Below are 21,134 nucleotides of genomic sequence, written 5' to 3'. Positions count from 1 at the left end.
CCCTGGGGACTATCGGGGTAAATTCAATGCGCAAAACGTTCGTTGCAGTTTCTACTGCGCTCGGCGTATCGATCGCGTCAGCGCCCGCACATGCGGAAACGCTGAACCTGTTGATCTGGGAATCCTATATCGATCAGAAGATCCTCGATCGCTGGACCGAAAAGACCGGCGTTGGGGTGCATCAGGTCTATTATGATAGCGGCGATGCGCGCGACGAGGTGCTTTCGGATCCCGGCAGCAATATCGATATTGCCGTGATCGGCGAAAACGGAGCAGAGCTGTTTGGCAAGCGTGGCGTGCTCGAGCCGTTGTCAGACAAGAACGTCGCCTCGATGAAGGATTACAAGCCCGCCTGGACGTCCCGCTGCGCCGGCTATGCCATGCCCTATCTCTGGGGCACGATGGGCATCGTCTACCGCTCGGACATGGTCAAGACCACGCCGACGTCGTGGAACGACCTGATGTCGCCGGATCCGGCCCTGACAAAACATATCGCCATGTATGACGATCACAACGAGGCCTTTGTTGCGCCGCTGTCCATGCTGGGCAAATCCATCAACGCCAATGACAACGAGACGCTGAAAGCGGCCTTTGAGGTCATGAAGAAGCAGGCGCCCTTCGTTCTCACCTACGATTATGTGATCACCTCGATCCAGAGCCCTGAAAACGGCAAGAATATCTACATGGCGCTTGCCTATAGCGGCGATCAGCACGTGCTCAACGACAAGGCAGGCACGCCCGGCGTCTGGCGCTACGCGGTGCCGAAGGAAGGCACCCTTTCCTGGCTCGATTGCATGGCCGTCACCGCTGCCTCGCCGCGCAAGGCGCTCGCGCTGCAGCTGGTCGACTTTATTGGCTCGCCGCAAAGTGCTGCTGATAACGCCGCCGCCTTGACGATGCCCACCGCCAGCGAAAAGGCGCTTGAACTCATCCCCGCCGAGATGCGGTCCAACCAGGAAATATATCCGCCGGCCGACATCCTGGCCAAGAGCCAGTACCAGAAGGAACTGTCGATCCAATCGATACAGACGCGCCGCCGCATCATCAGCTCGATGGCAAACTTCCAGTGACACTTGGCAAACGCGCGTTTTTCCTGATCTTTCCGGTCGTTCTGGCGGGTTATCTGCTGGCTGCCCTTTCGGTCTATTTTGTTCAGGGACACTCTGTTCTGGCTTTGGAGCGGACACGGCTTTCGCAACAGCTCGACCACATGGCCGCGCTGTTTCGCAACGAGGTCAGCCAGAGCCGGAGCTTTCTCTATTCGATCCTGGAAGGCAACGCCGTCCGCCTGTTCGTGTCGGAACCGGACGAGGCCTACCGCAACAATGCGCTTGGCCTGCGGCTACAGCAGAGTGTGCGCTCGCTGTCTGACGATCCGAAGAAATTCATCTCCTTCGCGATTCTCAATCCCGACCTGACGCCCGGCTATTATTTCGAGAACAGCGATGATCCGTTCGCGGAGATCGGCGCGCCGCAGTTTGCCCTGGCCAGCCGGCTTGCCGGTGGCAGCCAGTTGCGGGATTGGACTTTTCTGCACGATGCCGAGACACGCCAGCTGATCGTCTATTCGGAGTTTATCGATCCCATAACCTTCAGCCGCCCGCTGCCAAGCGCCAAGGCAGACGCGCTTCTGGTGCAAGTGGCGATCGAGCCGACACAGTTCCTCGGCATGCAGCGCGCATTGCAGAACGAGTATGAAACAGAACTCAATTTCGAGACCGCGCCACAGCTGCAACCGCCTGGCGACCTTTCCGCATCCGTCCGGATGGCGCCATCCCTGTTTGCAACGCTGACCGTGCCGCCATCCCACGGATCCGGCAATATGGGCCAATTGAAACTGCTCCTGATCTTTGGCGCACTGGTGATGAGCTTTATCTCCGTCGGGCTGATGATCGCGTTGATCCGCCGGTTCATCACCAACCCGATCTCGGCTCTTGATCGTCAGGTGACCAAGGTGATGAGCGGTGAAAACGAAGGCATCAAGGAAACCGGCGCCGAGGGCGAAATCGGCCGGTTGACCGGCAATATCAAGCAATTGCACGATCAGTCGCAGCGGGCATTGAAACTGGTGCAGCAGACGTCCTGGACCGATACGCTGACCGGCATCAGCAATCGCGCTCATTTCAACATGCTGGCTGCGGATGTCATCCAACAGGTCTCGACGCAGGGTGGCCATTGCAGTCTTCTCTTCATTGACATCGACCACTTCAAGTTCGTCAACGACAAGTATGGCCATGAGGTCGGCGACGACCTGTTGAAGACGCTAGCGCTGCGGATCGAGGCTGCTATCAGCGTGATCGCAGCGCGGCGGCAGATGACACCGGCCGTTTTTGCCCGCCTGTCCGGCGACGAATTTGCTGTTCTCATACAATCAAAGCCGGGAGACGGCACCATCCGGGAAATGTGTGCGGCGATCCTTGCCTTGTTTTCAAACGGTTTCGAAGTGCGCGGGAAATATTATCCGGTCACCGCCAGCATCGGCGTCGCCATCTGCCCGACGGATGCCACCAACCTTGCCGAATTGATCTCCAATGCCGACGCGGCGATGTATCAGGCCAAGACCAACGGCAAGAACCGTTCCTCGCGCTTCTCGCGGGCGCTTCAGGACAAGCGCGACCGCATCCGCCATATTCAGGAGGAGTTGCAACAGGTCGATCCCGACGAGCAGTTCCATCTGGTCTACATGCCGATCGTCAATACCGGCGGCAAGGTAATCGGTTGCGAGGCCCTGTTGCGCTGGGTCTCGCCAATGCTTGGCAACGTCACGCCCGACGAATTCGTCCCGATCGCCGAAAGCACCGGCCTTTTCACCAAAATCGACTGGTGGGTGATCAACCGGGCGATGTCGGAACACAACCGGCTGAAACAGCTGTTCGGACCGGAAACCATTCTTGCGATCAACATCTCGTCGGCGGAACTGCATTCCAAGTCGATCAGCGATTATTTCTGCGACTGCCTTGCCCGGCATGGGCTGGATGCGCGCACCATCGAGATCGAACTGACGGAAACCTATGCCGTCAAGCTTGGCGACCAGGTGCACCGGAACATCGAGACCCTGCGCGAACGGGGCTTCCGTATCTCCATCGATGATTTCGGCGCCGGTTATACCTCCGTGCAGCAGATCATCGAATATACCGCCGACACCATCAAACTCGACCGGGCACTGGTGCAAAACCTTGCCAACGAGGAATCCCTGCCGGCCCTGAAGGCAATGATTGCCCTCTGCCACGCGCAGAACATGGCCGTGGTTGGCGAAGGGGTGGATACGCCCGAAAAGCTCGCGATGCTGACGGCGGCCGGCTGCGATCATTTTCAGGGCTACCTGATCAGCAAGCCACTGGTACCCGCAGACCTTGCCATCTGGGCACTGAAGCAGACGGTGAAAATGGCCGCTTGTGCCAACGATGGCATCGCCTTCACTGACGCCAGCCTCCTCGCCGAAGCCTCAAGCCTCCCCTGAAACGCCGGTATCGCGATCCTTGCAGAGATTTCGCCTTGACCTTGGGGCGCCCTCGCCTTAACCGCACCTCAACACTGCGGATTGCGGGAGTAGGCGATGAAAGTTCTGTTGATCGGATCGGGCGGGCGTGAACATGCGCTGGCATGGAAGCTAAGACAATCGCCACGCCTGACGGCACTCTATGCCGCTCCCGGCAATCCGGGCATCGCCGAAGAGGCAACGCTTGTCGATATCGATACCGCGGATAACGCCGCCGTTCTGGATTTCTGCCGCACGGAAACAATCGATTTTGTCGTCGTCGGCCCGGAAGCGCCACTCGTTGCGGGTCTTGCCGATACTTTGCGCGACGCTGGCATCGCTGTCTTCGGCCCGTCTGCGGCCGCCGCGCAACTGGAAGGCTCCAAGGGTTTTACCAAGGACATCTGCGCCAAATACAACATCCCGACCGGCGCCTATCAGCGCTTCACGTCGGCGGAACCGGCCAAGGCCTATATTCGCGAGCAGGGCGCGCCCATCGTCATCAAGGCCGACGGGCTGGCTGCGGGCAAGGGCGTCACCGTTGCCATGACACTCGACGAGGCGCTTGACGCCGTCGACAGCTGCTTTTCCGGCGCCTTCGGCGCAGCTGGAGCCGAGGTGGTGGTGGAAGCTTACCTTGACGGCGAGGAAGCCAGCTTCTTCTGCCTTTGCGATGGCAAGACGGCTCTGGCTCTGGCGTCAGCGCAGGATCACAAGCGCGTCGGCGATGGCGACACCGGCCCGAACACCGGCGGCATGGGCGCCTATTCGCCAGCCCCCGTGATGACGCCTGATATGGTCGAGCGCACCATGCGCGAGATCATCGAACCGACGATTTCAGGCATGGCCGATAGCGGCCACCCTTTCACCGGCGTGCTGTTTGCCGGCCTGATGATCACCGCCAAAGGCCCGGAACTGATCGAATACAATGTCCGCTTCGGCGATCCGGAATGCCAGGTTCTGATGATGCGGCTGAAAAGCGATCTCCTGCCGCTGCTCCATGCTGCCGCCACCGGCACGCTCGCCACCGTCAGCGCCGAATGGCGCGACGAGGCGGCGCTGACCGTGGTCATGGCCTCGAAGGGATATCCGGCTGCCTACGAGAAGAACACGCCCATAGCCGCAATCCCGCAGGCGGACGCCGGAACCAAGGTGTTCCATGCCGGAACAGCGCTGAAGGACGGGCAACTGGTTGCCACTGGCGGCCGTGTGCTCAACGTTACAGCGATGGGCGGCAGCGTCAGCGCGGCAAAAGACAAGGCCTATGCGGCGCTTGATAAGGTGGAGTGGGACAACGGCTTTTGCCGCCGCGACATCGGCTGGCAGGCGGTCGAGCGCGAAAAGGTCTGAGCGGCCACGGCGCTCCAATCGCGGGAGTCATTCAATTTTTACCAATTCTCCTGACGGGAACGTAACGGAGAACGGCTATTTTCCCTGACTGAATAAGTGCTACTGCGACCCTTGCGCGTCATGATTGACCCGCGGCGCCGTAGCGATTTCAGAGGAGAAAGCCGATGCGCGCCCTTTTGTTCACGCTCACCAGCCTGGTAGCAGCCAGCACAGCCGGCGCATCTTCGCTCGAAAACATCATCTCCGGCAAAAATATCGACAAGAGTATTTCGCAGCTTTCCTGTGATCAGTGCCCGCCATTGGTGGTCAAGAAGAAAACCAGCTACGTCGTTCCGGACATGGTGCCGGGGACTGACCGGGTCGAGTTGAAGGAAATCAACGGTGAAATGAAACTGGTTCGTACTGAAGCCTGGCTTGGCGGCTCGCCGGTCGTCTTCATCAGCAAGGCGACGGATGCAGACATCAAGCAGGCTCAAGCTCAAAAGCCCGCTGCAGGCGATCTGGCGAAGGCCGCAACGGTGGACGCGCCGCCTGTGGAAGCCCAGGCAACGGCCACTCTTGAGATCGTCGATATGGCTGCGAAAACTGCCTCTCTCGACATGGGATCGCCGGCTGCAATGACAGCAGTCACGCCGCAAGACAGTCGATCACAAGAAGTTGATCTGGAAAATTTCCAACTTCGGCTAAAATAACCGTGAAGTTCCTGTCCCTGCCCTAACCAGCCGCACGCAAGAAGGTTGACCGGGTATTCGCCCTCCAGGCGAAAGATTGCGTCCCTGAGAGAAGCAGGGGCGCAATTTTTTGTGGGGTACCCTTCTACCTGCTGCACTTGACATTCCCGGGCTTGATCCGGTCTGCTGGCACTGCGGCCACGTCCTGTAACATGGTCCAGCGGGGATAGTATGGACGTCTTCAACATCGCCAAATCCATCGAGAAGTTCATCTTCGAGCTTCTGATGTGGCTGATCTTTTATCCCTACACGCTGTTTAGGGTCATCTTCCAGCCCGGCTACATGCTCGAATATGCACGGCAGGAAACCGTCAGGGACGAGGATGTGTCGTTCGACAGCGGCATGAAGCCGTCGATCTTCCTATTTCTGTCGATCGTCATTGCCGCCTTTTTCGCTCCGCTCGCGCCGGCGGATCTTGCAACGATCAAGGGCAGCCAGACAGGACAATACATCACCCAGTCCTGGATCAATCTCCTGTTCTTCCGGATGGCGGTTTTTTCGATCTTCCCGATCACCTTCGCCCTGATCTACGATCTGATCACACCCGGGCAGGTGACCCGCAATAGCCTGAAAATACCATTCAACCAGCAATGCTATATCTGCGCGCCATTTACGCTGGTCACATCGCTGAGCTTCATTCTCTACCCGCATACCGGCAACATCGCCTATCTGGTGGCATTGATTGCCGCCCAGATCTGGCTACTCGTATCAAACTTCTTTTTCTTCAGGGGGCAAGTCGGGAAATCGAGCGGGACCTCGGCGGCGCTAACGGTCTTAGCCTTTATCGTCTCCTGGATCGCCTTCCTTGGCATCACCACTCTCACCCTCGACTATAAGGGTTGAGCAGGCCAGGCAATTTTCGGGATCGCGTTCACGCGCCGGCGGCGGCCACCAGTTCATCGACCTGCCGGTCGGAAAACACCTGGATACCGTTCTGCCGCAGCAGCGCAGCCGTAACACCCTCGCCCTTCAGGCGGCGGCCGGTAAAACTGCCGTCATAGATGAAGCCCGAGCCGCAGGACGGGCTACCGTCGATCAACAGAGCATAAGAGCAGCCGGCCTCACGAGCCAGTGCAAGCGCGTTTTCAGCGGCTTGACGAAATGCATCCGTGACATCACCGCCATGGCTTTCCAGCACGCGCGCCGCCCCGGACAGGACGTCGGCACCTACTCTTCCCGCCGCAATCTCCGCCGGCAGACGCGGCACGGGCATGCCCGCCGACATCTCCGGACAGATCGTCACCAGCCGCCCCTCCTCGCGCCAACGGTCGAGCGCCGGATGCACAAGCGGCTTGGCCTGCCCGTCATAGCGGACGGCATGGCCCATGAGACAGGCACTGACGAGGATTTTTGCCCTCATCGCCCCCCTCTCAGCCCGAAATCTTCGAGAAATCCGCAACTGTTCCGGTCGCCGCGCGGATCAAGCCGAGCAGGGCAAGACGATTGGCGCGGATGGCCGGGTCGTCATCATTGACGAGGACGTCGGCGAAGAATTCGTCGACCGGGCCGCGCAGCTTCGACAAGGCCTCCATGGCCGAGCGGAAGTCTTCGCTGGCGATGGCAGCGCTTGCCTCGGCGGAGGCTTGCGTTACGGCGGCATAGAGCGCCTTTTCGGCATCAAGCTTCAAGAGAGCCGGATCGACGGTTGCAGCGACCTGCGTGCCCTTCTTTTCTTCCGCTGCCAGGAGCTGCGTGGCGCGCTTGGCGCCGGCGAGCAGGTTGAGCCCCTCTTCCGAGGTGACGAAGGCCGTCAGCGCTTCGACGCGGCGGGCGACCATCAGCAGGTCGTCGGCATCCGGGGTCAGAACGGCATCGATCAGGTCATGGCGGGCGCCGAGATCGCGAAGGTAGACTTTCAGGCGGTCGTGGAAGAAGGAGACGAGGTCGCCATCCTTCACAACCGCGGAAAGCGGCAGGCGCGCCTTCCGCTCCAGCAATACCCGCACGACACCCAATGCCGCGCGGCGCAGCGCATAGGGATCCTTCGAGCCTGTCGGCTTCTCGTCGATGGCCCAGAAGCCGATCAGGGTGTCGAGCTTGTCCGCAAGCGCGACCGTCAGGCCAACGGCATCGGCGGGAAGACGATCGGACGGGCCTTGCGGCTTCCAGTGGTCTTCAATCGCGGCAGCGACGGAGGCGTCTTCGCCCTGCAGGACGGCATATTTGCGGCCCATGATGCCCTGAAGCTCGGGGAATTCGCCGACGGCTTCGGTGCGCAGGTCGGCTTTCGCCAGCACCACGGCGCGGTCGACGAGAGCTGCGTCTGCACCAGTGACCTTGGCCAGTTCGGCGGCCAGTGTGCGGATGCGCTGGACGCGTTCGCCCTGCGAGCCGAGCTTGGCATGGAAGGTGACGTTTAGTGCGTCGAGCTTGGCCATGCGCTGGTCGAGCGGCTTCTTCAGGTCCAGATCGAATTTTGCCGCCGACGCTTCCAGCGTTTCGAGGTCCGGCAGGTTGCCCTGGTCGCGGGTCCAGAAGTGCTTGGCGTCCGAAAGACGCGCGCGAACAACCTTGCCGTTGCCGTGGATGATTTCCTTGCCGCCGTCCTTGGCCTCGATATTGGCGACGAGGATGAACTTGTTCGACAGGGTTTCCTCGCCCGGCCGGCGGGTGACGAAACACTTCTGGTTGGTCTTGATGGTGAGCCGGATGATTTCCGACGGGATCGCTAGATAATCCTCCTCGAAGGCGCCCATCAGCACCTGCGGCCATTCGACGAGACCGGAGACTTCCTCCAGCAGCGCCTCGTCCTCGACGAGTTCGAGGCCGCTGGCAAAGGCGATATTGGCGGCGTCGGCAGCGATGATCTGCTTGCGGCGCTCGGCATCGAGGATGACCTTGGCCTTTTCCAGCTTCTCGATGTAATCGGCAAAGCGGCGCACGGTGATGGCTTCCGGCGCGTGGAAACGGTGTCCATAGGTGACGTTGGAGGCAACGATGCCATCGACCTCGAACGGGATGACATGGGTTTCCTCATGTTCGGGGCCGAACAGGCAGACGATCGTCTGCAGCGGCCGCACCCAGCGCAACGAACCAGGCTTGGCTGAAGCTGCACCCCAACGCATCGGGTTGCCCCAGGGGAACGTGCGGATGATGCCGGGCATCACCTCGGCAATGATCTCTTCTGCCGGACGGCCAGGCTTGACGATGTGGGCAACATAGAAATCGCCCTTCTTCGGGTCGCTATGGACATGCGCCTGATCGATTGATGTGAGACCGGCACCGCGCAAAAAGCCTTCGATGGCCTTTTCATTGGCATCGGTGCGCGGGCCCTTTCGGTCTTCGCGCACATCGGCGGAGCGGGTGTTCAAACCACGGATATCGAGCGTCAGCCGGCGCGGCGTCCAGTATTCCCTGGCGCCCTCATAGGTCAGCCCCGCCTCGACCAGCGCATCGGTCAAGAGCTTCTTCAGATCACCGGCAGCCTTGCGCTGCATACGGGCCGGGATTTCCTCGGAGCGGAGTTCAAGCAGAAGATCGGGCATCAGATTTCTTCCTCACCCTCTCCTCGATGGAGAGGGGCGGCACGACGTGCCGGGGTGGGGTGAAAATGGTTGGCTTCTGCTAGCAAAATTTGACGTTGCTGCACAATGGCAAAAATCGTGTCGAGCACCGCATTGAGGTCCTCAAAGACATCGGAATTCCAGAAGCGAAGCACATGATAACCTTCGTTCTCCAGAAAAGCGGTTCTTCTTTCGTCTCGCTGGAGCCCAGCATCAGATGCGTGCTGGCTTCCGTCGAGCTCAATGATCAAGCCGATCTGATGGCATGCGAAATCAGCAAAAATACGGACCGATGGGGACCTGACGGCGGAAATGGGTTCCTTCGAGCGGAATGCGTTCGAGATGGCGCCAGAGTTTTATCTCGGCACCCGTCGCGCCATTGCGCAGGCGACGGCTGTTGGCAATTCTGAAGCGATCCAGTTTTGACGGTGGCTTTGTCATGCGCTTCTCCTCCCGCCTAGATTGAAGAGAAGCATGCCGGATGGCAACACCCTCCCCTTGAGGGGGAGGGTCGGCGCGAAGCGACGGGGTGGGGTGACTTGCGGCATATGCAATTGACCGTAGTATTCGCGGTAATCACCCCCACCCGCGACTGCGTCGCGACCTCCCCCCTCAAGGGGGAGGTGAAAGGGTTACCATCCCCCTCCGCCACCGCCGCCGCCGCCGCCGCCCGAAAAGCCGCCGCCGGAGGAAAAGCCGGAGGATGAGGAGCTGGGTGGCGGGGGTAGCGAAGAGGACATAGTGCTGGCCATCGAGCCTGCAAATCCGCCCATACGGTCACCGAAGGAGCCGGCGGCGAAATTGTTGCCGGTATACCAGGCCGGCTGGTAGGCGGCAGCACCAGCGGCAGCGGCCAGAAGCCAGCGGTCGAAGGTTTCCGACCAGGGTTTTTCGACGCCCAGCGCCACGGCATAGGGCAGAAGCTTTTCGAAATGCTGCGGCGACATCTCCGGTGCGTCGGCCATGTTCATGCGTTCTTTTTCCGCAAGCGTCAGATATTGCCGCAGGCCATCGATGCCATCCATCATCTTCGAGCCAATCGGCGTCGGAGCACCCATCAGATGGAAGAACAGCATGTTGACGAGCACGATGCCGCCGACGCCGATCAAAAGCGGCACCTGATGCGCCTCCAGCGCCATACTGACAAGGACAGCCAGAACGCTGAGCGCGACGGCGATAACGAAGAACGTCAGAAAGGCGGCCGCAATCAGCGAGCCGATGCGGACAAACAGGCTGCCCTTCTTGTTGAACACCTTGCCGATGGCAAGCGCAAACACCGAGATGACGATCGAAGCGAAAACCGGCACGATGACCAGCGCGACGGTCGCGCCGTCGGCAACGCCTGCGATGCAAATGGCCAGCAGAAACAGCATCGAGATCGCGATGCCGCCAACCACATAGGCGGTGTTGGCATGATAGTATTTGTTGCGATGTTCCTTTTCCATGGCCGTGCGGAAATCGGCTCCGGCCTTCTGTACCGCCGGGCCATTCGTCCTGTCGATCGTCAATTCACCGCCATTGCGCTGCACCGCCGCCAGCACCGTGGCCTCGCCGGTCGGCAAGGACGGCGGCTTTGGCTTGTCGGTGCGGGTGATCACCAGCGAATTCTTGAAATCCTTCAGGACGACATAGCCGCCGACGGCGAGATTGAGCGCAGCAGCGGATAGCGCCGTCCAGCCCTGGCCGGAAAACCCCTTGTTGTCGATATAGTTGACCAGCGCCGGGGAGATCCCGTCCGGCGCGTCCCAGCGCGGCACGATGACACCACGAGCCGGATCGCGGCCGACCTTCAGCCACATGCGCGAATAGTAAAGCGCGGCGACGACGAAGCCGGTCATGGCGAGGATCGGCGGCAGATGATCGAAAAACCACCAGGTCCTTTGCTGCGATATCGATGGCGGATCGATGCTGCCCTTCGGCATCTTGACGGCGATGGTCAGCCCTTCATTGGCCTCGAGCCGGCGCGTCGTGGTGAAGACCAGCCGGTCGCCATCTTCAAGTGAGCGGGCATTCTTGCCGGTCGCCCCCTGGCCACCGGTGAAGACATTGAGCGCTTCGGCCTTCACGCCTGAAGGCAAGGCAACCGTGGCGGAGGCCTCCTCGATCGGAAGCGCCCATTGGTTGCCTGTCACATTCCAGTAGAGCTCATCATGATCGGGAAAGAACCGGATCTGGCGGGCAGTCTCATAGGTGAACTGGAATGTATGTTGACCATCGGCCAGAAACACGTCCTTGTCGCCGGTATAGATGCGGATACCGCCGCTGATGTTTTCGGTACGGTATGGTTCTGCGGCACCGTCCCGCTCGACGGAAACCAGCTTGAAATCGACCCGGACAGCACGGCCGCCTGCGTCGGTCACGGTCAGCGGAAAATCGCGGTAGATGCCACGCTTGATGCGGTCTCCCTCGACATTGGCAGTGATCGTCTCGGTGACGCTCAGCACGCCGCTTTTGGCAACATCGATCTCGGAGCGGTAGGCGGTAAACACCTCTTCGGCCCGCGCAACCCCACCCGTGACGAGCAGGAGGGTGAGGAAGAGAGAGAGCCATCCCAGCGCCGCAAACACACGTTTCATGCGATCGATCCCTCCTCGGCGCTGCGCCGTATGTTCCGTCCGGTTAAGGCCGGTCGCCCTCAAGACCGACGCCGAGCGAGGCAAGCTCGTCCCAATAGCGCGGATAGGTTTTTGCAACACAGCCGGGGTCGAGAATGGTTATGCCGTTGATCTTCAACCCCGCCAGCGCAAAGCTCATGGCGATGCGGTGATCGGCGAATGTGTCGATGTCGGCAGGCAGTGTCTGGCCGACCAGCGCCGGATCCGACGCAACCAGCAGATCGTCGCCCTCCTCGATGCCGAGACCGGGGCGAATATTGGTGAGGCCGGTGGACAGCGCACGGATGCGGTCGCATTCCTTGACGCGCAGGTTCTCTATGCCGACGAACCGCACCGGCGTCTCGTTGAAGGCCGCAAGCACGGCAAGCGTCGGGATCGCATCCTGCATCTGCGAGCCATCGATGACGGCCGGCATATGCGGGAACGTAGCGATTACCTCATAGGCCTTCGCATCCGGCTGCGAGAACGATGTTGCCGCGACGCCGAGATCGATCCGGCCGCCGGTCAGCACTTCCGCCGCCCAGAGATAGGTCGCAGCGGATGCATCCGGCTCGATCAGATAGTCGATGGCGTGATAACCGGTCGGGGCCACTTGCCAGATCGACGGGCTGATTTGCGTCACCTGCGCACCGAAAGCCTTCATGGCGGCAACTGTCAGATCGATATAGCCGCGCGCACCGATCTCTTCGCCGGCCAGCTCGATATTGATAGGGTGGGACGAGCCGGCAGCCGCCATCAGCAGGGCCGATACATACTGGCTGGAAAGGCCAGCATCGATGGTGACGTGGTCCCTGGCAAAATCGCCAGTCCCGGAGACGGTGACCGGCGGACAACCGGTTTCGGCTTCCACCGTGACGCCGAGCGAGCGCAGCGCAGTCACAAGCGGCGCGATCGGCCGCTTGCGCATATGCTGGTCGCCATCGACGATCACCATGCCATCGACGAGAGCCGCAGCCGCGGTCAGAAAGCGGGTCGCAGTCCCGGCATTGCCGAGGAAAAGCGGCTTTTCGGGTGGCAGGAGTTTGCCGGATCCGGTGACGATGAACGTGGTATCGTCCGGCTCGGAAATCTCCACGCCCATGGCGCGCAGGGCGTCGGCCATATAGCGGGTATCATCGCTTTTCAGCGCGCCCGTCAGGCGGCTGGTGCCTTTGGCAAGACCCGCCAGCAGCAGCGCCCGGTTGGTGATCGACTTCGAGCCGGGCGGACTGACGCGCCCTTCAAGCGGATGGCCGGGCGGAAGAATGGTCAGTTTCTGGTCTGCGGCGTTCATGCTCTTGTCTCTTCATGCCTTCAGCACCGCCTGTCCACGGCCGTGCACACTTGTCGATAGTGGATAGCCGTCTACGACGGAATGGCTTTTCCGGCTAGATTAAAACTTCACCACCGGCACGGCGCGATCAGTCTCGTTGGTGATCTCGAAGAAGGCCGCCTTGGTAAAACCGAAGGGGCCGGCGATGAAATTCGACGGGAAACTCTCGACCTTGACGTTCAAGTCGCGGGCCGCACCATTGTAGTAGCGGCGGGCCATCTGCACTTCCCCCTCGATGCTTTCCAGCGATTGCTGCAACTCGGAAAAGTTCTGGTTGGCCTTGAGGTCTGGATAGGCTTCCGCCAGCGCGAACAGCTTGCCGAGCGCCTGACTCAGCATGCCTTCGGTTGCAGCGCGTCCGGCAACATCGCCTGCCGGCAGCGCCTGCGCCTTGTTTCGAAGGGCGATAACCTCTTCCAGCGTGCCTTTTTCGTGGGCGGCATAGCCTTTGACGGTCTCGATCAGATTGGGGATCAGGTCTGCCCGCCGCTTCAACTGCACGTCGATGCCGGACCATGCCTCCTCCTTCACCTGCCGCGCCTTGACCAGGCCGTTATAGATGAAAATCAGGTACAGGATCACCACCGCACCAATGGCCAGACCAATCATCAGTTTTCCCTCCGCCGCTTGATTTTGCCGCAGCTTAGGGATCGAACGCCGCCGTTGAAAGACAAATTTCAGCCACCCGCTTCACCCTGCCGGTTTTCCCGTTCCGGCTGCACCAGCCTGTTCCTGGGGGAACCGCGCAATGGCTGCGCCTGATCGATAGTGGGGCATCAAATCAACGCTGAACCCGAAAAGTACCGGCCCCATGAAAACGCTCGCAGCCCTCATCAACGTCATCGCCTTTTCGGCTTTGTTTTTTGCCTATGCGAGCGTAGGCACCGTCGAGAAACCTGCCGGTGTTCGCCGTGCCTTGCAGACCTATGCCGGCCAGCTTTCAACCGGCGCGTTTCCAACCGCCAAGCCGATCTGGCAGATTGGCGCTGAGGCGGGCGACTTGATTTAAGCCGCGGCACCATTCCTGACACGGCACTGGATGAACTCTCCTCGCCAGCCGTCAGATATCCAGATTGTGATAGAGCCCCATGTCGGTCTTGATGTTGAGTGCAGTCATTATCTGCTGACGATCGATGCCGGTCTCCCGGTCATACGCAGCCACGCCGGAGACCACAGAATCGATCACAGCAGGCCCGGTAAAGGCGATGATCGCGACGAAATTGAACACGCCCGGTCCGGAGTGCTGCTCCAGAATCTGATCCGTCACCACGCCTTCCTGCCGCCGCAAGACCGCATGCGTCTTTGCCATCAGTTCAAGGAAGGCATCACGGTTTTCTGCCGGAACCGAAAATTTGTTAATGCGATAAAGCGCCTTGCCGCTTGCGTGGTGAATATCCATCTGCATCTCTCTTCAATAGAGGACGCCCAGCGCGACCCCGCAGATGCAGTTCTAGGACCTCAAGTAAAGTTCAGGTCAAGAGCACTTTGCGATTTTGCAAAATGAGGATATCCGCTCATCGGCGCCTCAAACCTCGAAGGTTACCTTTCAAGACCGGCCTAATCTAGCCCATTCGACCGTATCTTCCGCCGAAGGGACCGTCTCCAGGATCTGCCCGAAACAGACAACCGCCACCCGTTGTTCGCTGGTCTTGGCGATATACATATACTCGTCGGCCCGGCGCACAAAGGATGCGACTGTATCGTCCGGTTGCAGGAACGTGACGCCGACGGCCGCGCCGGTATAGGTCACCTTGCCCTCTATCGCGATCGGTTTGAAAACCCGCTCCATGGCATCCTGGACATTCTGCTGAACATCGGCCGCCAGCTTCAGGTCAATATCGAGCAGCACCACGAATTCGTCGCCGCCAATTCTGGCGATGAAATCCGTGGCGCGAAAGCTTTCACGAAGGCGGCTGGCGATGGTTCTCAAAACCTCATCGCCGGCGGCATGTCCCAGCTTGTCATTGACCGTCTTGAAGCCGTTAAGGTCGATGAAGGCCAGCGCGAGCTTACGGTCATTCTGCATGCTGCGTTCGACGGCATCAACGACCACTTCATCGAAACAGGCCCGGTTCGGAAGGCCGGACAGGGCGTCGGTGCGCGCCGATGCGCGCAAAGCGTTCTCGATTTCCCGCTGCTGCCGGACACGCGCCGAGACGTCGACGATAACTTCGACATCAAAGGAAACGCCATCGACCCAGGTTCTCTGCGCCGAAATCAGTGTCGGGATGATCGTACCGTCGGCGTAGACGAGATCGACTTCCTCCAGTTCATAGGAGCCCACTTCTGCAAGCAGACGGTGGCGGCGATCACGCGCCGGATTATCGATCGCGGCGCCATCCGATGTCAGTTTTTTGCCGCGGATGTTTTCCCATTTCAGGCCCGTCAGCTTCAGATAGGCATCGTTGACCTTGGCATAGCTCGAGGTCTTGGTATCACTGGTGGTAATCGCCATCGCAATCGGCGCGAACTCGAACATTCGCATCAACATCGAAGCCAACACTTCCGGGGGCAGAATATCCTCGTCGTCCATCATGCGTCCTGAACTTAGTCACTTGGACAAAGCCTAGAACAAACTCCTTAAACGCTTACTGAACAACCAAGCGGGATCAAGCAATTGATTTTACGCCTTGAAGGAGAGGCATATGACACTTCACTCAAAAGCTGCAATTTCGCGGCAGATCACTGCGTTCAGACGGCACGCCGGTCATACGCCAGCCATACGGCATCTGATGACGAGACCGGGCGTGCTAGTCCGGAACTGACAGCAGAGTGGCCCGGCGGCCGATCACGGCCGTTTCATACAACGGATCGGGTCCGCCCGCTGCTGGGTTTAGGCGGCGTCTTTCGCCAGATTGATGCCACCGGCATCGGTCAGCAGGAAGGCTTCGCCACAGGCTGTCGCCAGCGTGCGCACGCGCAGAATGTAGCTCTGGCGCTCGGTCACGGAAATCACGCCGCGCGCATCGAGCAGGTTGAAGACATGGCTGGCCTTGATGCACTGGTCATAGGCCGGAAAGACGCATTTGTGCAGGACCGCATTGGCGCTGGTATCAGGCGCACCGGCGGCCAGAAGCGCCATGCATTCCTTTTCGGCATCGACGAAATGCTGCTGCAGCATGGCCGTATTGGCAAATTCGAAATTGTGCCGCGAATATTCCTGCTCGGCCTGCAGGAAGACATCGCCATAGCTGATCTTCTCGTCACCTTCGCGGCCGTTGAAGTTCAGGTCATAGACGTTATCGACGCCCTGGACATACATGGCGAGGCGCTCGAGGCCGTAAGTCAACTCGCCGGAGACAGGCGAGCACTCAATGCCGCAGACCTGCTGGAAATAGGTGAACTGCGAGACTTCCATGCCGTCACACCAGCATTCCCAGCCAAGACCCCAGGCGCCCAGCGTCGGGCTTGCCCAGTCGTCCTCGACAAAGCGGATATCATGCAGCAGCGGATCGAGACCGATGGCGGCGAGCGAACCGAGATAGAGTTCCTGCAGGTTCGGCGGATTGGGCTTCAGGATGACCTGATACTGATAATAGTGCTGCAGCCGGTTGGGGTTTTCGCCATAGCGGCCATCGGACGGCCGGCGCGACGGCTGTACATAGGCAGCCCGCCACGGCTTGGGACCAAGCGCGCGCAATGTCGTTGCCGGATGAAAGGTGCCGGCGCCGACCTCCATATCATAAGGCTGCAGAACCGCGCATCCCTTGTCCGCCCAGTAAGCGTGCAGCGTCAGGATCAGCGCCTGAAAGGAGCGCTGGGGGTTCATATGGTCCGGGAGAGCGGCGGCGGTCATGGCATCAGTCCAGATTGAAGATATCTGGCTGTCTGGTGCCATGATGGGCGAAGAGGGTCAAGGGCAGAAGACCCCGGTGGCGTAAGGATTACCTTTGCAAAAATTATCCGCTCATACCCGTGAAAGGGTTGAGGATCGTCATCCGTCCGTCAACAATCAGCTCATGCTGCATATCTTCGGAAAAAACGTGCTTCGAACCCGCCAGAAGGGCAGCGGCAATCATTAAAGCATCGTAGAAAGAAAAATTGAACCGCTCGACCAAATTGAGCGCCTGTAAATTACATTCGCGATCAATAGGTTGGATGGCAACGGCAAGTCCGCTTACGTCCTCTATGGCGCTTCGCACTTCCGGCCAACTCATCCTGAGTTTGCGAGGAGCGACATTGGCAAACTCATTGAGAGCCTGAACGCTCAAAATAAAAGGTTCAGAAAGAAGTTTCTGCGCCTTGGCAGCCCGGGCATCGTTGGTGAAAGCATAGAAGAGAATGTTGGTATCAAGCAGGGGCGCAGTCACCGCGCATTTGCCTCGTCGCGGTCGAATTTCCAATCAGCAGGCAAAGGCCTCGCAAACGCCTTGATACGCTCAAGCGCGTCCTCACGTGCGGTATTGCGCTCCAGCTCGAAGGTACGTTCGCCGGCGATGCGCACGGCCACCTCGTCGCCCTCCTTCAGCTGCAAAACCTCCACAACCGAGGAAGGAATGCGAATTGCCAGACTGTTACCCCATTTAGAGACCTGCATCGCCGACTCCATGATCTACGGAAAATAATGTATATCATAGACAGGATGAACGCTCAATAAATTGAAGCCATCACTCCGGTTTCTTCAGCCGGTATTCGCCTGTTACCGGATCCTTGACCAGCGTGCCTTGCGTGCCGGTTTCCTCGCGGCGGCGGGCTTCCTGCTGGCGGCGGCTCAGCTTTTCCGCGTCGGCCACGAATTTGCGGTAGCCGAACCAGGCGATGGCTGCAAACAGCAGCAGTAAAATCAATTGCGGCATGCGCTCTCCCCCGTTTCCGCTAGATTATCAAAGACCGAAGCGACCCCATAATGCTCTTTCCTCGGCCACCTCGGCAAGTCCGGAAACGGCTGATACAGCAAAGCGTTCGGCCATGCCGCTGGCCACAGACGCGCCCGGCTGGCGGCGGCCGAACAGGCCGCGCGAAGCGGAGATCAGTTGCAGTTGGGCCTTTGCACCAAACCGCTTCTTCAACTCACCACGCATGTCGCCAAGGCTGTCGACCAGACCCAGCTCCTGACCGCGCTTACCGGTCCAGAACAGGCCGGAGAAAATGTCAGGCGTATCGGCCAAAAGATGGCCGCGCCGCGCCTTGACCATGCTGATGAAAATGTCGTGGATTTCGAGCTGCAACCCTTTCAGGAACTCGATGTCCCTCTCCTTTTCCGGCTGGAAGGGATCGAGCATCACCTTGTTGGAACCGGCCGTATAGACCCGCCGCTCGACGCCGATCTTCTTCAGGAGTTCCGGAAAGCCAAAGCCGCCGGACACGACGCCGATGGATCCGACGATCGAGGTGGGGTCGGCAATGATCTCGTCGCCGGCAAGCGCGATCATGTAGCCGCCGGACGCCGCCACATCCTCAACAAAGATGATGACGCGCTTCTTCTTTTCCTCGGCCAGGTCTCGGATGCGCTGGTAGATCAGCCGTGACTGAACGGGCGAGCCGCCGGGAGAATTGATCGAAATGGCAACCGCTGGGGCGCCTTTCACCGAAAAGGCTTTTTCAAGCACGGGTGCCACCGCCGCCAGATTGAGCGCCGGGCGGAACTGGCTGCCGCCTGCCATGATCGCACCATGCAGCCGGACAACCGGGATCGTCACGCCTTCTTTGCGAAAACGTTTCGGCAACAGCTTCCTGAACAGTCCGGCCATCTGAACTCCCTGCATTCATTGTACGTATTGGCAATCATTATGCGTGTTGGCATGTATGCACTGGCGCGGCAAACGCAATGGCGATGCCATGAAAATCATCGATTGCGGTGATAGGCGGCGCGGCCATTGTTCATATCGTCGACGACGGTGGCGAACCTGTGCGTCTCCGCCTCATGCACGATCAGCGGCGCCCGCAGCGTCAACCGCGCGCGGCTCTGTTTGATCGCCGTCACAAGAATACGCACCGCATTTTCACCAGCGCGCGGATGCAGGGGCGTAATTTCCATACCGCCAAAACGGCCGCCGCAGGCCGAAATGATCTCGGCAATCGATTCGGGCCGGGCGATCAGCGACAATTGCCCACCCGGCCTTGAAATCGCGCCTGCCGTCCGGATCCAGGTATCGAACAGGCCTTCGGTCATCGCATGCGCCTCGGCCTTCAAGGCATCCGGCGTCTTGCGGTCCGAGGCATCGTTGAAGGGCGGGTTCATGATGACGTGATCGAAACTGTAGTCGGCGAGACCCGCCGCAACCCTGGCCCGGCCGGTCAGCGACACGTCGGCTTCGAGAACGGATATCCGGCCGCCAAACCGGGCATTGTCCGCAAGCTCCAGGCTTCGCCTGGCAAACTGCGCCATCAGTGGCGACCGCTCGACCAGAACCACTTCGGCCTTTTCCAGCCGCGAGGCAACGGCCATGCCGGCTGCTCCGGCGCCAGCGCCGAGGTCGGCGACACGGCAGGGCTTTTCCGAGACGACCAGCGAGGCAAGCAACATCGCATCCATGCCGGATCGATGCCCCTGCCCTAACGGCTGGATCACCTGAAATTGACCGCGGTGAAAGCTATCGATGGTTTCGGTGGCCGTCGTCGTCATGCGTCGCGCAATTCCGCCTCTAGTCCGGCATCGATCAGGACCTGCCTTGCCTCTTGTTCATCGTCCTCATCGACCAGAAGTCGGCGGGGTAACAGGCCGAGAGACCCTTCAAGAATGCTCATGCCCTGATCGGCGATGAAGCAGCCGATACCGGCATCCTTCATGAGACTTTGAGCAAACGAGAGTACGACGGCGTCATTGGTACGGATCAATTCCTTCATTCCGGGTCGTTTTCCTGCCTTATTTGAGCAAGCGGGACAATTCGCCTCTTGCCGCCACAAGCCCCCCTTTCTATTGTCCGAACTGGAATTTGAACAGGAGTCCCTTGTGTTGGGCGTAGTGATACCGCTGGAAGACAGCAAAAACAAACAAGCATCGGTCAAGCCGCTCGTCGACCTGACGAAGGCGGACATGGAGCGCGTCAACCAGCTGATCCTGTCCAAGGCCGGCTCCGACGTCCAGATGATTCCGGAAGTGGCCAACCACCTGATCTCCTCCGGCGGGAAGCGCCTGCGCCCGATGCTGACGCTGGCCTCCGCCGCCATGTTCGGCTTTACCGGCGATGCGCATATCAAGCTTGCGACCGCAGTCGAGTTCATGCACACGGCCACCCTGCTGCATGACGATGTGGTCGACGAGAGCGATCTGCGCCGCGGCAAATCAACGGCACGGATGATCTGGGGCAACCAGGCCAGCGTGCTTGTCGGCGATTTCCTGCTTGGCCAGGCTTTCCGCATGATGGTCGATGTCGGTTCGCTCGATGCGCTCGACGTGCTTTCCACCGCCGCGTCCGTCATTGCCGAAGGCGAAGTGCTGCAGCTTTCCGTCGCCAAGAACATGGAAACGACGGAAGACGATTACCTTTCCGTCATTCGCGCCAAGACGGCCGCCCTGTTTGCAGCGGCCTCCGAAGTCGGCCCGATCGTCGCCAAGACAGACAAGGCCAGCCGCAACGCGCTGAAATCCTACGGCATGAATCTTGGCCTTGCCTTCCAGCTGGTCGATGACGTGCTCGATTATGGTGGCAAGGCCGCCGATCTCGGCAAGAACACCGGCGACGATTTCCGCGAAGGCAAGATCACCCTGCCCGTCATTCTGTCCTACCGCCGCGGCACGGCCGATGAGCGCAGCTTCTGGCGGCAGGCGATCGAAGGCGGTGAGAGCAACGACCAGAACCTGGAAAAGGCACTGGGGTTGATCACCCGCTATGGCGGCTTGACCGACACTATCGCCCGGGCCCAGCATTACGGCACGATTGCCCGAGATGCGCTTGCACCGTTGCCGGAATCCCCCTGGAAGGACGCGCTTCTCGAGGTCATCGATTTCTGCATCGACCGGGTCAGCTGACCGGTCTTTGCAAGGACCAGCTGTAGGCTTGAGGAATTTCTTGCCGCACTGCGCCAAAAAAGCCATTCTATCCATTCATGCTCCGGCTGCCGTCGAAAGCGCTCACGATCGAGTGAGCGGAAATTGACGGCGGGATGTCGAATTGCGTTTTGCCTTGCGTTCAAACCGATTCCGGTTTGCCGGGTTATGCGTTATTGATTTAGGATTGATTCCGCGCGAATCCGGCGCCGGCG

The 21,134-nt window shown here is 59.8% G+C and carries 23 protein-coding genes; 7 read left to right on the top strand and 16 right to left on the bottom strand.

Going from position 1 to position 21,134, the window contains the following annotated elements; translation table 11 throughout:
- Positions 1-26: 26 nt before the first annotated feature.
- The 5 genes from ASC96_RS19650 (at position 27) to ASC96_RS19630 (ending at position 6,402) form a co-directional block, all read left to right on the top strand.
- Positions 27-1,070 carry a spermidine/putrescine ABC transporter substrate-binding protein gene (locus tag ASC96_RS19650; RefSeq protein ID WP_060504810.1) on the top strand — a complete coding sequence of 348 codons (1,044 nt, stop codon included), beginning with the start codon at positions 27-29 and terminating at the stop codon, positions 1,068-1,070.
- Positions 1,067-3,460, top strand: a complete 2,394-nt coding sequence (locus tag ASC96_RS19645; protein ID WP_082512170.1) for a bifunctional diguanylate cyclase/phosphodiesterase — start codon at positions 1,067-1,069, stop codon at positions 3,458-3,460. The genes ASC96_RS19650 and ASC96_RS19645 overlap by 4 nt, the downstream gene beginning before the upstream one ends.
- Before the next feature lie 96 nt (positions 3,461-3,556).
- Positions 3,557-4,828 carry a phosphoribosylamine--glycine ligase gene (gene purD, locus ASC96_RS19640; protein ID WP_060504809.1) on the top strand — a complete coding sequence of 424 codons (1,272 nt, stop codon included), beginning with the start codon at positions 3,557-3,559 and terminating at the stop codon, positions 4,826-4,828.
- Positions 4,829-5,004: 176 nt separating this feature from the next.
- Positions 5,005-5,520, top strand: a complete 516-nt coding sequence (locus ASC96_RS19635; protein ID WP_244482190.1) for a plant virulence effector HPE1-like domain-containing protein — start codon at positions 5,005-5,007, stop codon at positions 5,518-5,520.
- Positions 5,521-5,730: 210 nt separating this feature from the next.
- Positions 5,731-6,402, top strand: a complete 672-nt coding sequence (locus ASC96_RS19630; RefSeq protein ID WP_060504807.1) for a hypothetical protein — start codon at positions 5,731-5,733, stop codon at positions 6,400-6,402.
- A gap of 28 nt (positions 6,403-6,430) precedes the next feature.
- Here ASC96_RS19630 and ASC96_RS19625 read toward each other — a convergent pair whose 3' ends face one another.
- From ASC96_RS19625 to ASC96_RS19600, 7 genes are all read right to left on the bottom strand, one after another.
- Positions 6,431-6,919: a DUF523 domain-containing protein gene (locus tag ASC96_RS19625; RefSeq protein ID WP_060504806.1), complete on the bottom strand. Its 489-nt coding sequence runs from the start codon at positions 6,917-6,919 to the stop codon at positions 6,431-6,433.
- 10 nt (positions 6,920-6,929) lie between these two features.
- A complete protein-coding gene (glyS, locus tag ASC96_RS19620; protein WP_060504805.1) occupies positions 6,930-9,044 on the bottom strand; it encodes a glycine--tRNA ligase subunit beta in 2,115 nt (704 codons plus the stop codon).
- Positions 9,044-9,313: a DUF559 domain-containing protein gene (locus ASC96_RS34300; protein WP_244489755.1), complete on the bottom strand. Its 270-nt coding sequence runs from the start codon at positions 9,311-9,313 to the stop codon at positions 9,044-9,046. Before ASC96_RS34300 ends, glyS begins: the two co-directional genes overlap by 1 nt.
- Positions 9,314-9,335: 22 nt before the next feature.
- Positions 9,336-9,503 (bottom strand): DUF559 domain-containing protein, encoded by a 168-nt coding sequence (locus ASC96_RS34295; protein ID WP_244489756.1) that lies wholly within the window; start codon positions 9,501-9,503, stop codon positions 9,336-9,338.
- Positions 9,504-9,694: 191 nt separating this feature from the next.
- The gene (locus tag ASC96_RS19610) at positions 9,695-11,638 is read right to left on the bottom strand and encodes a DUF2207 domain-containing protein (protein WP_060504804.1); all 1,944 of its coding nucleotides are present in this window, start codon (positions 11,636-11,638) and stop codon (positions 9,695-9,697) included.
- A gap of 43 nt (positions 11,639-11,681) precedes the next feature.
- Positions 11,682-12,950 carry a 3-phosphoshikimate 1-carboxyvinyltransferase gene (locus tag ASC96_RS19605; protein WP_060504803.1) on the bottom strand — a complete coding sequence of 423 codons (1,269 nt, stop codon included), beginning with the start codon at positions 12,948-12,950 and terminating at the stop codon, positions 11,682-11,684.
- A 99-nt stretch (positions 12,951-13,049) separates the two neighbouring features.
- Positions 13,050-13,598, bottom strand: a complete 549-nt coding sequence (locus ASC96_RS19600; RefSeq protein WP_112834557.1) for a LemA family protein — start codon at positions 13,596-13,598, stop codon at positions 13,050-13,052.
- 202 nt (positions 13,599-13,800) lie between these two features.
- On the opposite strand from ASC96_RS19600, the gene ASC96_RS19595 reads away from it, so the two are divergent.
- Positions 13,801-13,998 carry a hypothetical protein gene (locus ASC96_RS19595; protein WP_060504801.1) on the top strand — a complete coding sequence of 66 codons (198 nt, stop codon included), beginning with the start codon at positions 13,801-13,803 and terminating at the stop codon, positions 13,996-13,998.
- Between the two features lie 51 nt (positions 13,999-14,049).
- On the opposite strand, the gene ASC96_RS19590 is transcribed toward ASC96_RS19595, so the two are convergent.
- From ASC96_RS19590 to ASC96_RS19550, 9 genes are all read right to left on the bottom strand, one after another.
- Entirely contained in the window at positions 14,050-14,388 is a 339-nt protein-coding gene (locus tag ASC96_RS19590) for an antibiotic biosynthesis monooxygenase (RefSeq protein ID WP_156393796.1), read from the bottom strand.
- 147 nt (positions 14,389-14,535) lie between these two features.
- Positions 14,536-15,522 (bottom strand): sensor domain-containing diguanylate cyclase, encoded by a 987-nt coding sequence (locus ASC96_RS19585; RefSeq protein ID WP_244482188.1) that lies wholly within the window; start codon positions 15,520-15,522, stop codon positions 14,536-14,538.
- Positions 15,523-15,822: 300 nt separating this feature from the next.
- Positions 15,823-16,785 (bottom strand): glycine--tRNA ligase subunit alpha, encoded by a 963-nt coding sequence (locus ASC96_RS19580; protein ID WP_060504799.1) that lies wholly within the window; start codon positions 16,783-16,785, stop codon positions 15,823-15,825.
- 103 nt (positions 16,786-16,888) lie between these two features.
- Positions 16,889-17,299, bottom strand: coding sequence for a PIN domain-containing protein (locus ASC96_RS19575; protein ID WP_060504798.1), 411 nt, complete (start codon positions 17,297-17,299; stop codon positions 16,889-16,891).
- Positions 17,296-17,526, bottom strand: coding sequence for an AbrB/MazE/SpoVT family DNA-binding domain-containing protein (locus ASC96_RS19570; RefSeq protein WP_060504887.1), 231 nt, complete (start codon positions 17,524-17,526; stop codon positions 17,296-17,298). The genes ASC96_RS19575 and ASC96_RS19570 overlap by 4 nt, the downstream gene beginning before the upstream one ends.
- Before the next feature lie 70 nt (positions 17,527-17,596).
- Positions 17,597-17,785, bottom strand: a complete 189-nt coding sequence (locus ASC96_RS19565) for a hypothetical protein (protein WP_060504797.1) — start codon at positions 17,783-17,785, stop codon at positions 17,597-17,599.
- A gap of 27 nt (positions 17,786-17,812) precedes the next feature.
- A complete protein-coding gene (locus ASC96_RS19560) occupies positions 17,813-18,679 on the bottom strand; it encodes a S49 family peptidase (protein WP_060504796.1) in 867 nt (288 codons plus the stop codon).
- A gap of 95 nt (positions 18,680-18,774) precedes the next feature.
- The gene (locus tag ASC96_RS19555) at positions 18,775-19,554 is read right to left on the bottom strand and encodes a methyltransferase (RefSeq protein WP_060504795.1); all 780 of its coding nucleotides are present in this window, start codon (positions 19,552-19,554) and stop codon (positions 18,775-18,777) included.
- A complete protein-coding gene (locus tag ASC96_RS19550; protein WP_060504794.1) occupies positions 19,551-19,775 on the bottom strand; it encodes a DUF2007 domain-containing protein in 225 nt (74 codons plus the stop codon). The genes ASC96_RS19555 and ASC96_RS19550 overlap by 4 nt, the downstream gene beginning before the upstream one ends.
- Before the next feature lie 109 nt (positions 19,776-19,884).
- On the opposite strand from ASC96_RS19550, the gene ASC96_RS19545 reads away from it, so the two are divergent.
- On the top strand, positions 19,885-20,901 hold the full coding sequence (locus ASC96_RS19545; RefSeq protein ID WP_060504886.1) for a polyprenyl synthetase family protein: 1,017 nt from the start codon (positions 19,885-19,887) through the stop codon (positions 20,899-20,901).
- Positions 20,902-21,134 lie beyond the last annotated feature (233 nt).

The organism is Rhizobium sp. Root1204 (assembly GCF_001424965.1).
Taxonomy (GTDB): domain Bacteria; phylum Pseudomonadota; class Alphaproteobacteria; order Rhizobiales; family Rhizobiaceae; genus Pararhizobium.
The sequence above is the reverse complement of the archived record's forward strand: the minus strand, read 5'-3'. Positions and strand labels throughout refer to the sequence as shown.

Bases quoted from the DNA above. Each gene is read 5' to 3' on its own strand.
- ASC96_RS19650 (WP_060504810.1), top strand. From the start codon at position 27: ATGCGCAAAACGTTCGTTGCAGTTTCTACTGCGCTCGGCGTATCGATC.
- purD (WP_060504809.1), top strand. From the start codon at position 3,557: ATGAAAGTTCTGTTGATCGGATCGGGCGGGCGTGAACATGCGCTGGCA.
- ASC96_RS19630 (WP_060504807.1), top strand. From the start codon at position 5,731: ATGGACGTCTTCAACATCGCCAAATCCATCGAGAAGTTCATCTTCGAG.
- ASC96_RS19625 (WP_060504806.1), bottom strand. From the start codon at position 6,919: ATGAGGGCAAAAATCCTCGTCAGTGCCTGTCTCATGGGCCATGCCGTC.
- glyS (WP_060504805.1), bottom strand. From the start codon at position 9,044: ATGCCCGATCTTCTGCTTGAACTCCGCTCCGAGGAAATCCCGGCCCGT.
- ASC96_RS34295 (WP_244489756.1), bottom strand. From the start codon at position 9,503: ATGACAAAGCCACCGTCAAAACTGGATCGCTTCAGAATTGCCAACAGC.
- ASC96_RS19610 (WP_060504804.1), bottom strand. From the start codon at position 11,638: ATGAAACGTGTGTTTGCGGCGCTGGGATGGCTCTCTCTCTTCCTCACC.
- ASC96_RS19605 (WP_060504803.1), bottom strand. From the start codon at position 12,950: ATGAACGCCGCAGACCAGAAACTGACCATTCTTCCGCCCGGCCATCCG.
- ASC96_RS19600 (WP_112834557.1), bottom strand. From the start codon at position 13,598: ATGATTGGTCTGGCCATTGGTGCGGTGGTGATCCTGTACCTGATTTTC.
- ASC96_RS19595 (WP_060504801.1), top strand. From the start codon at position 13,801: ATGAAAACGCTCGCAGCCCTCATCAACGTCATCGCCTTTTCGGCTTTG.
- ASC96_RS19590 (WP_156393796.1), bottom strand. From the start codon at position 14,388: ATGGATATTCACCACGCAAGCGGCAAGGCGCTTTATCGCATTAACAAA.
- ASC96_RS19585 (WP_244482188.1), bottom strand. From the start codon at position 15,522: ATGGACGACGAGGATATTCTGCCCCCGGAAGTGTTGGCTTCGATGTTG.
- ASC96_RS19580 (WP_060504799.1), bottom strand. From the start codon at position 16,785: ATGACCGCCGCCGCTCTCCCGGACCATATGAACCCCCAGCGCTCCTTT.
- ASC96_RS19570 (WP_060504887.1), bottom strand. From the start codon at position 17,526: ATGCAGGTCTCTAAATGGGGTAACAGTCTGGCAATTCGCATTCCTTCC.
- ASC96_RS19565 (WP_060504797.1), bottom strand. From the start codon at position 17,785: ATGCCGCAATTGATTTTACTGCTGCTGTTTGCAGCCATCGCCTGGTTC.
- ASC96_RS19560 (WP_060504796.1), bottom strand. From the start codon at position 18,679: ATGGCCGGACTGTTCAGGAAGCTGTTGCCGAAACGTTTTCGCAAAGAA.
- ASC96_RS19555 (WP_060504795.1), bottom strand. From the start codon at position 19,554: ATGACGACGACGGCCACCGAAACCATCGATAGCTTTCACCGCGGTCAA.
- ASC96_RS19550 (WP_060504794.1), bottom strand. From the start codon at position 19,775: ATGAAGGAATTGATCCGTACCAATGACGCCGTCGTACTCTCGTTTGCT.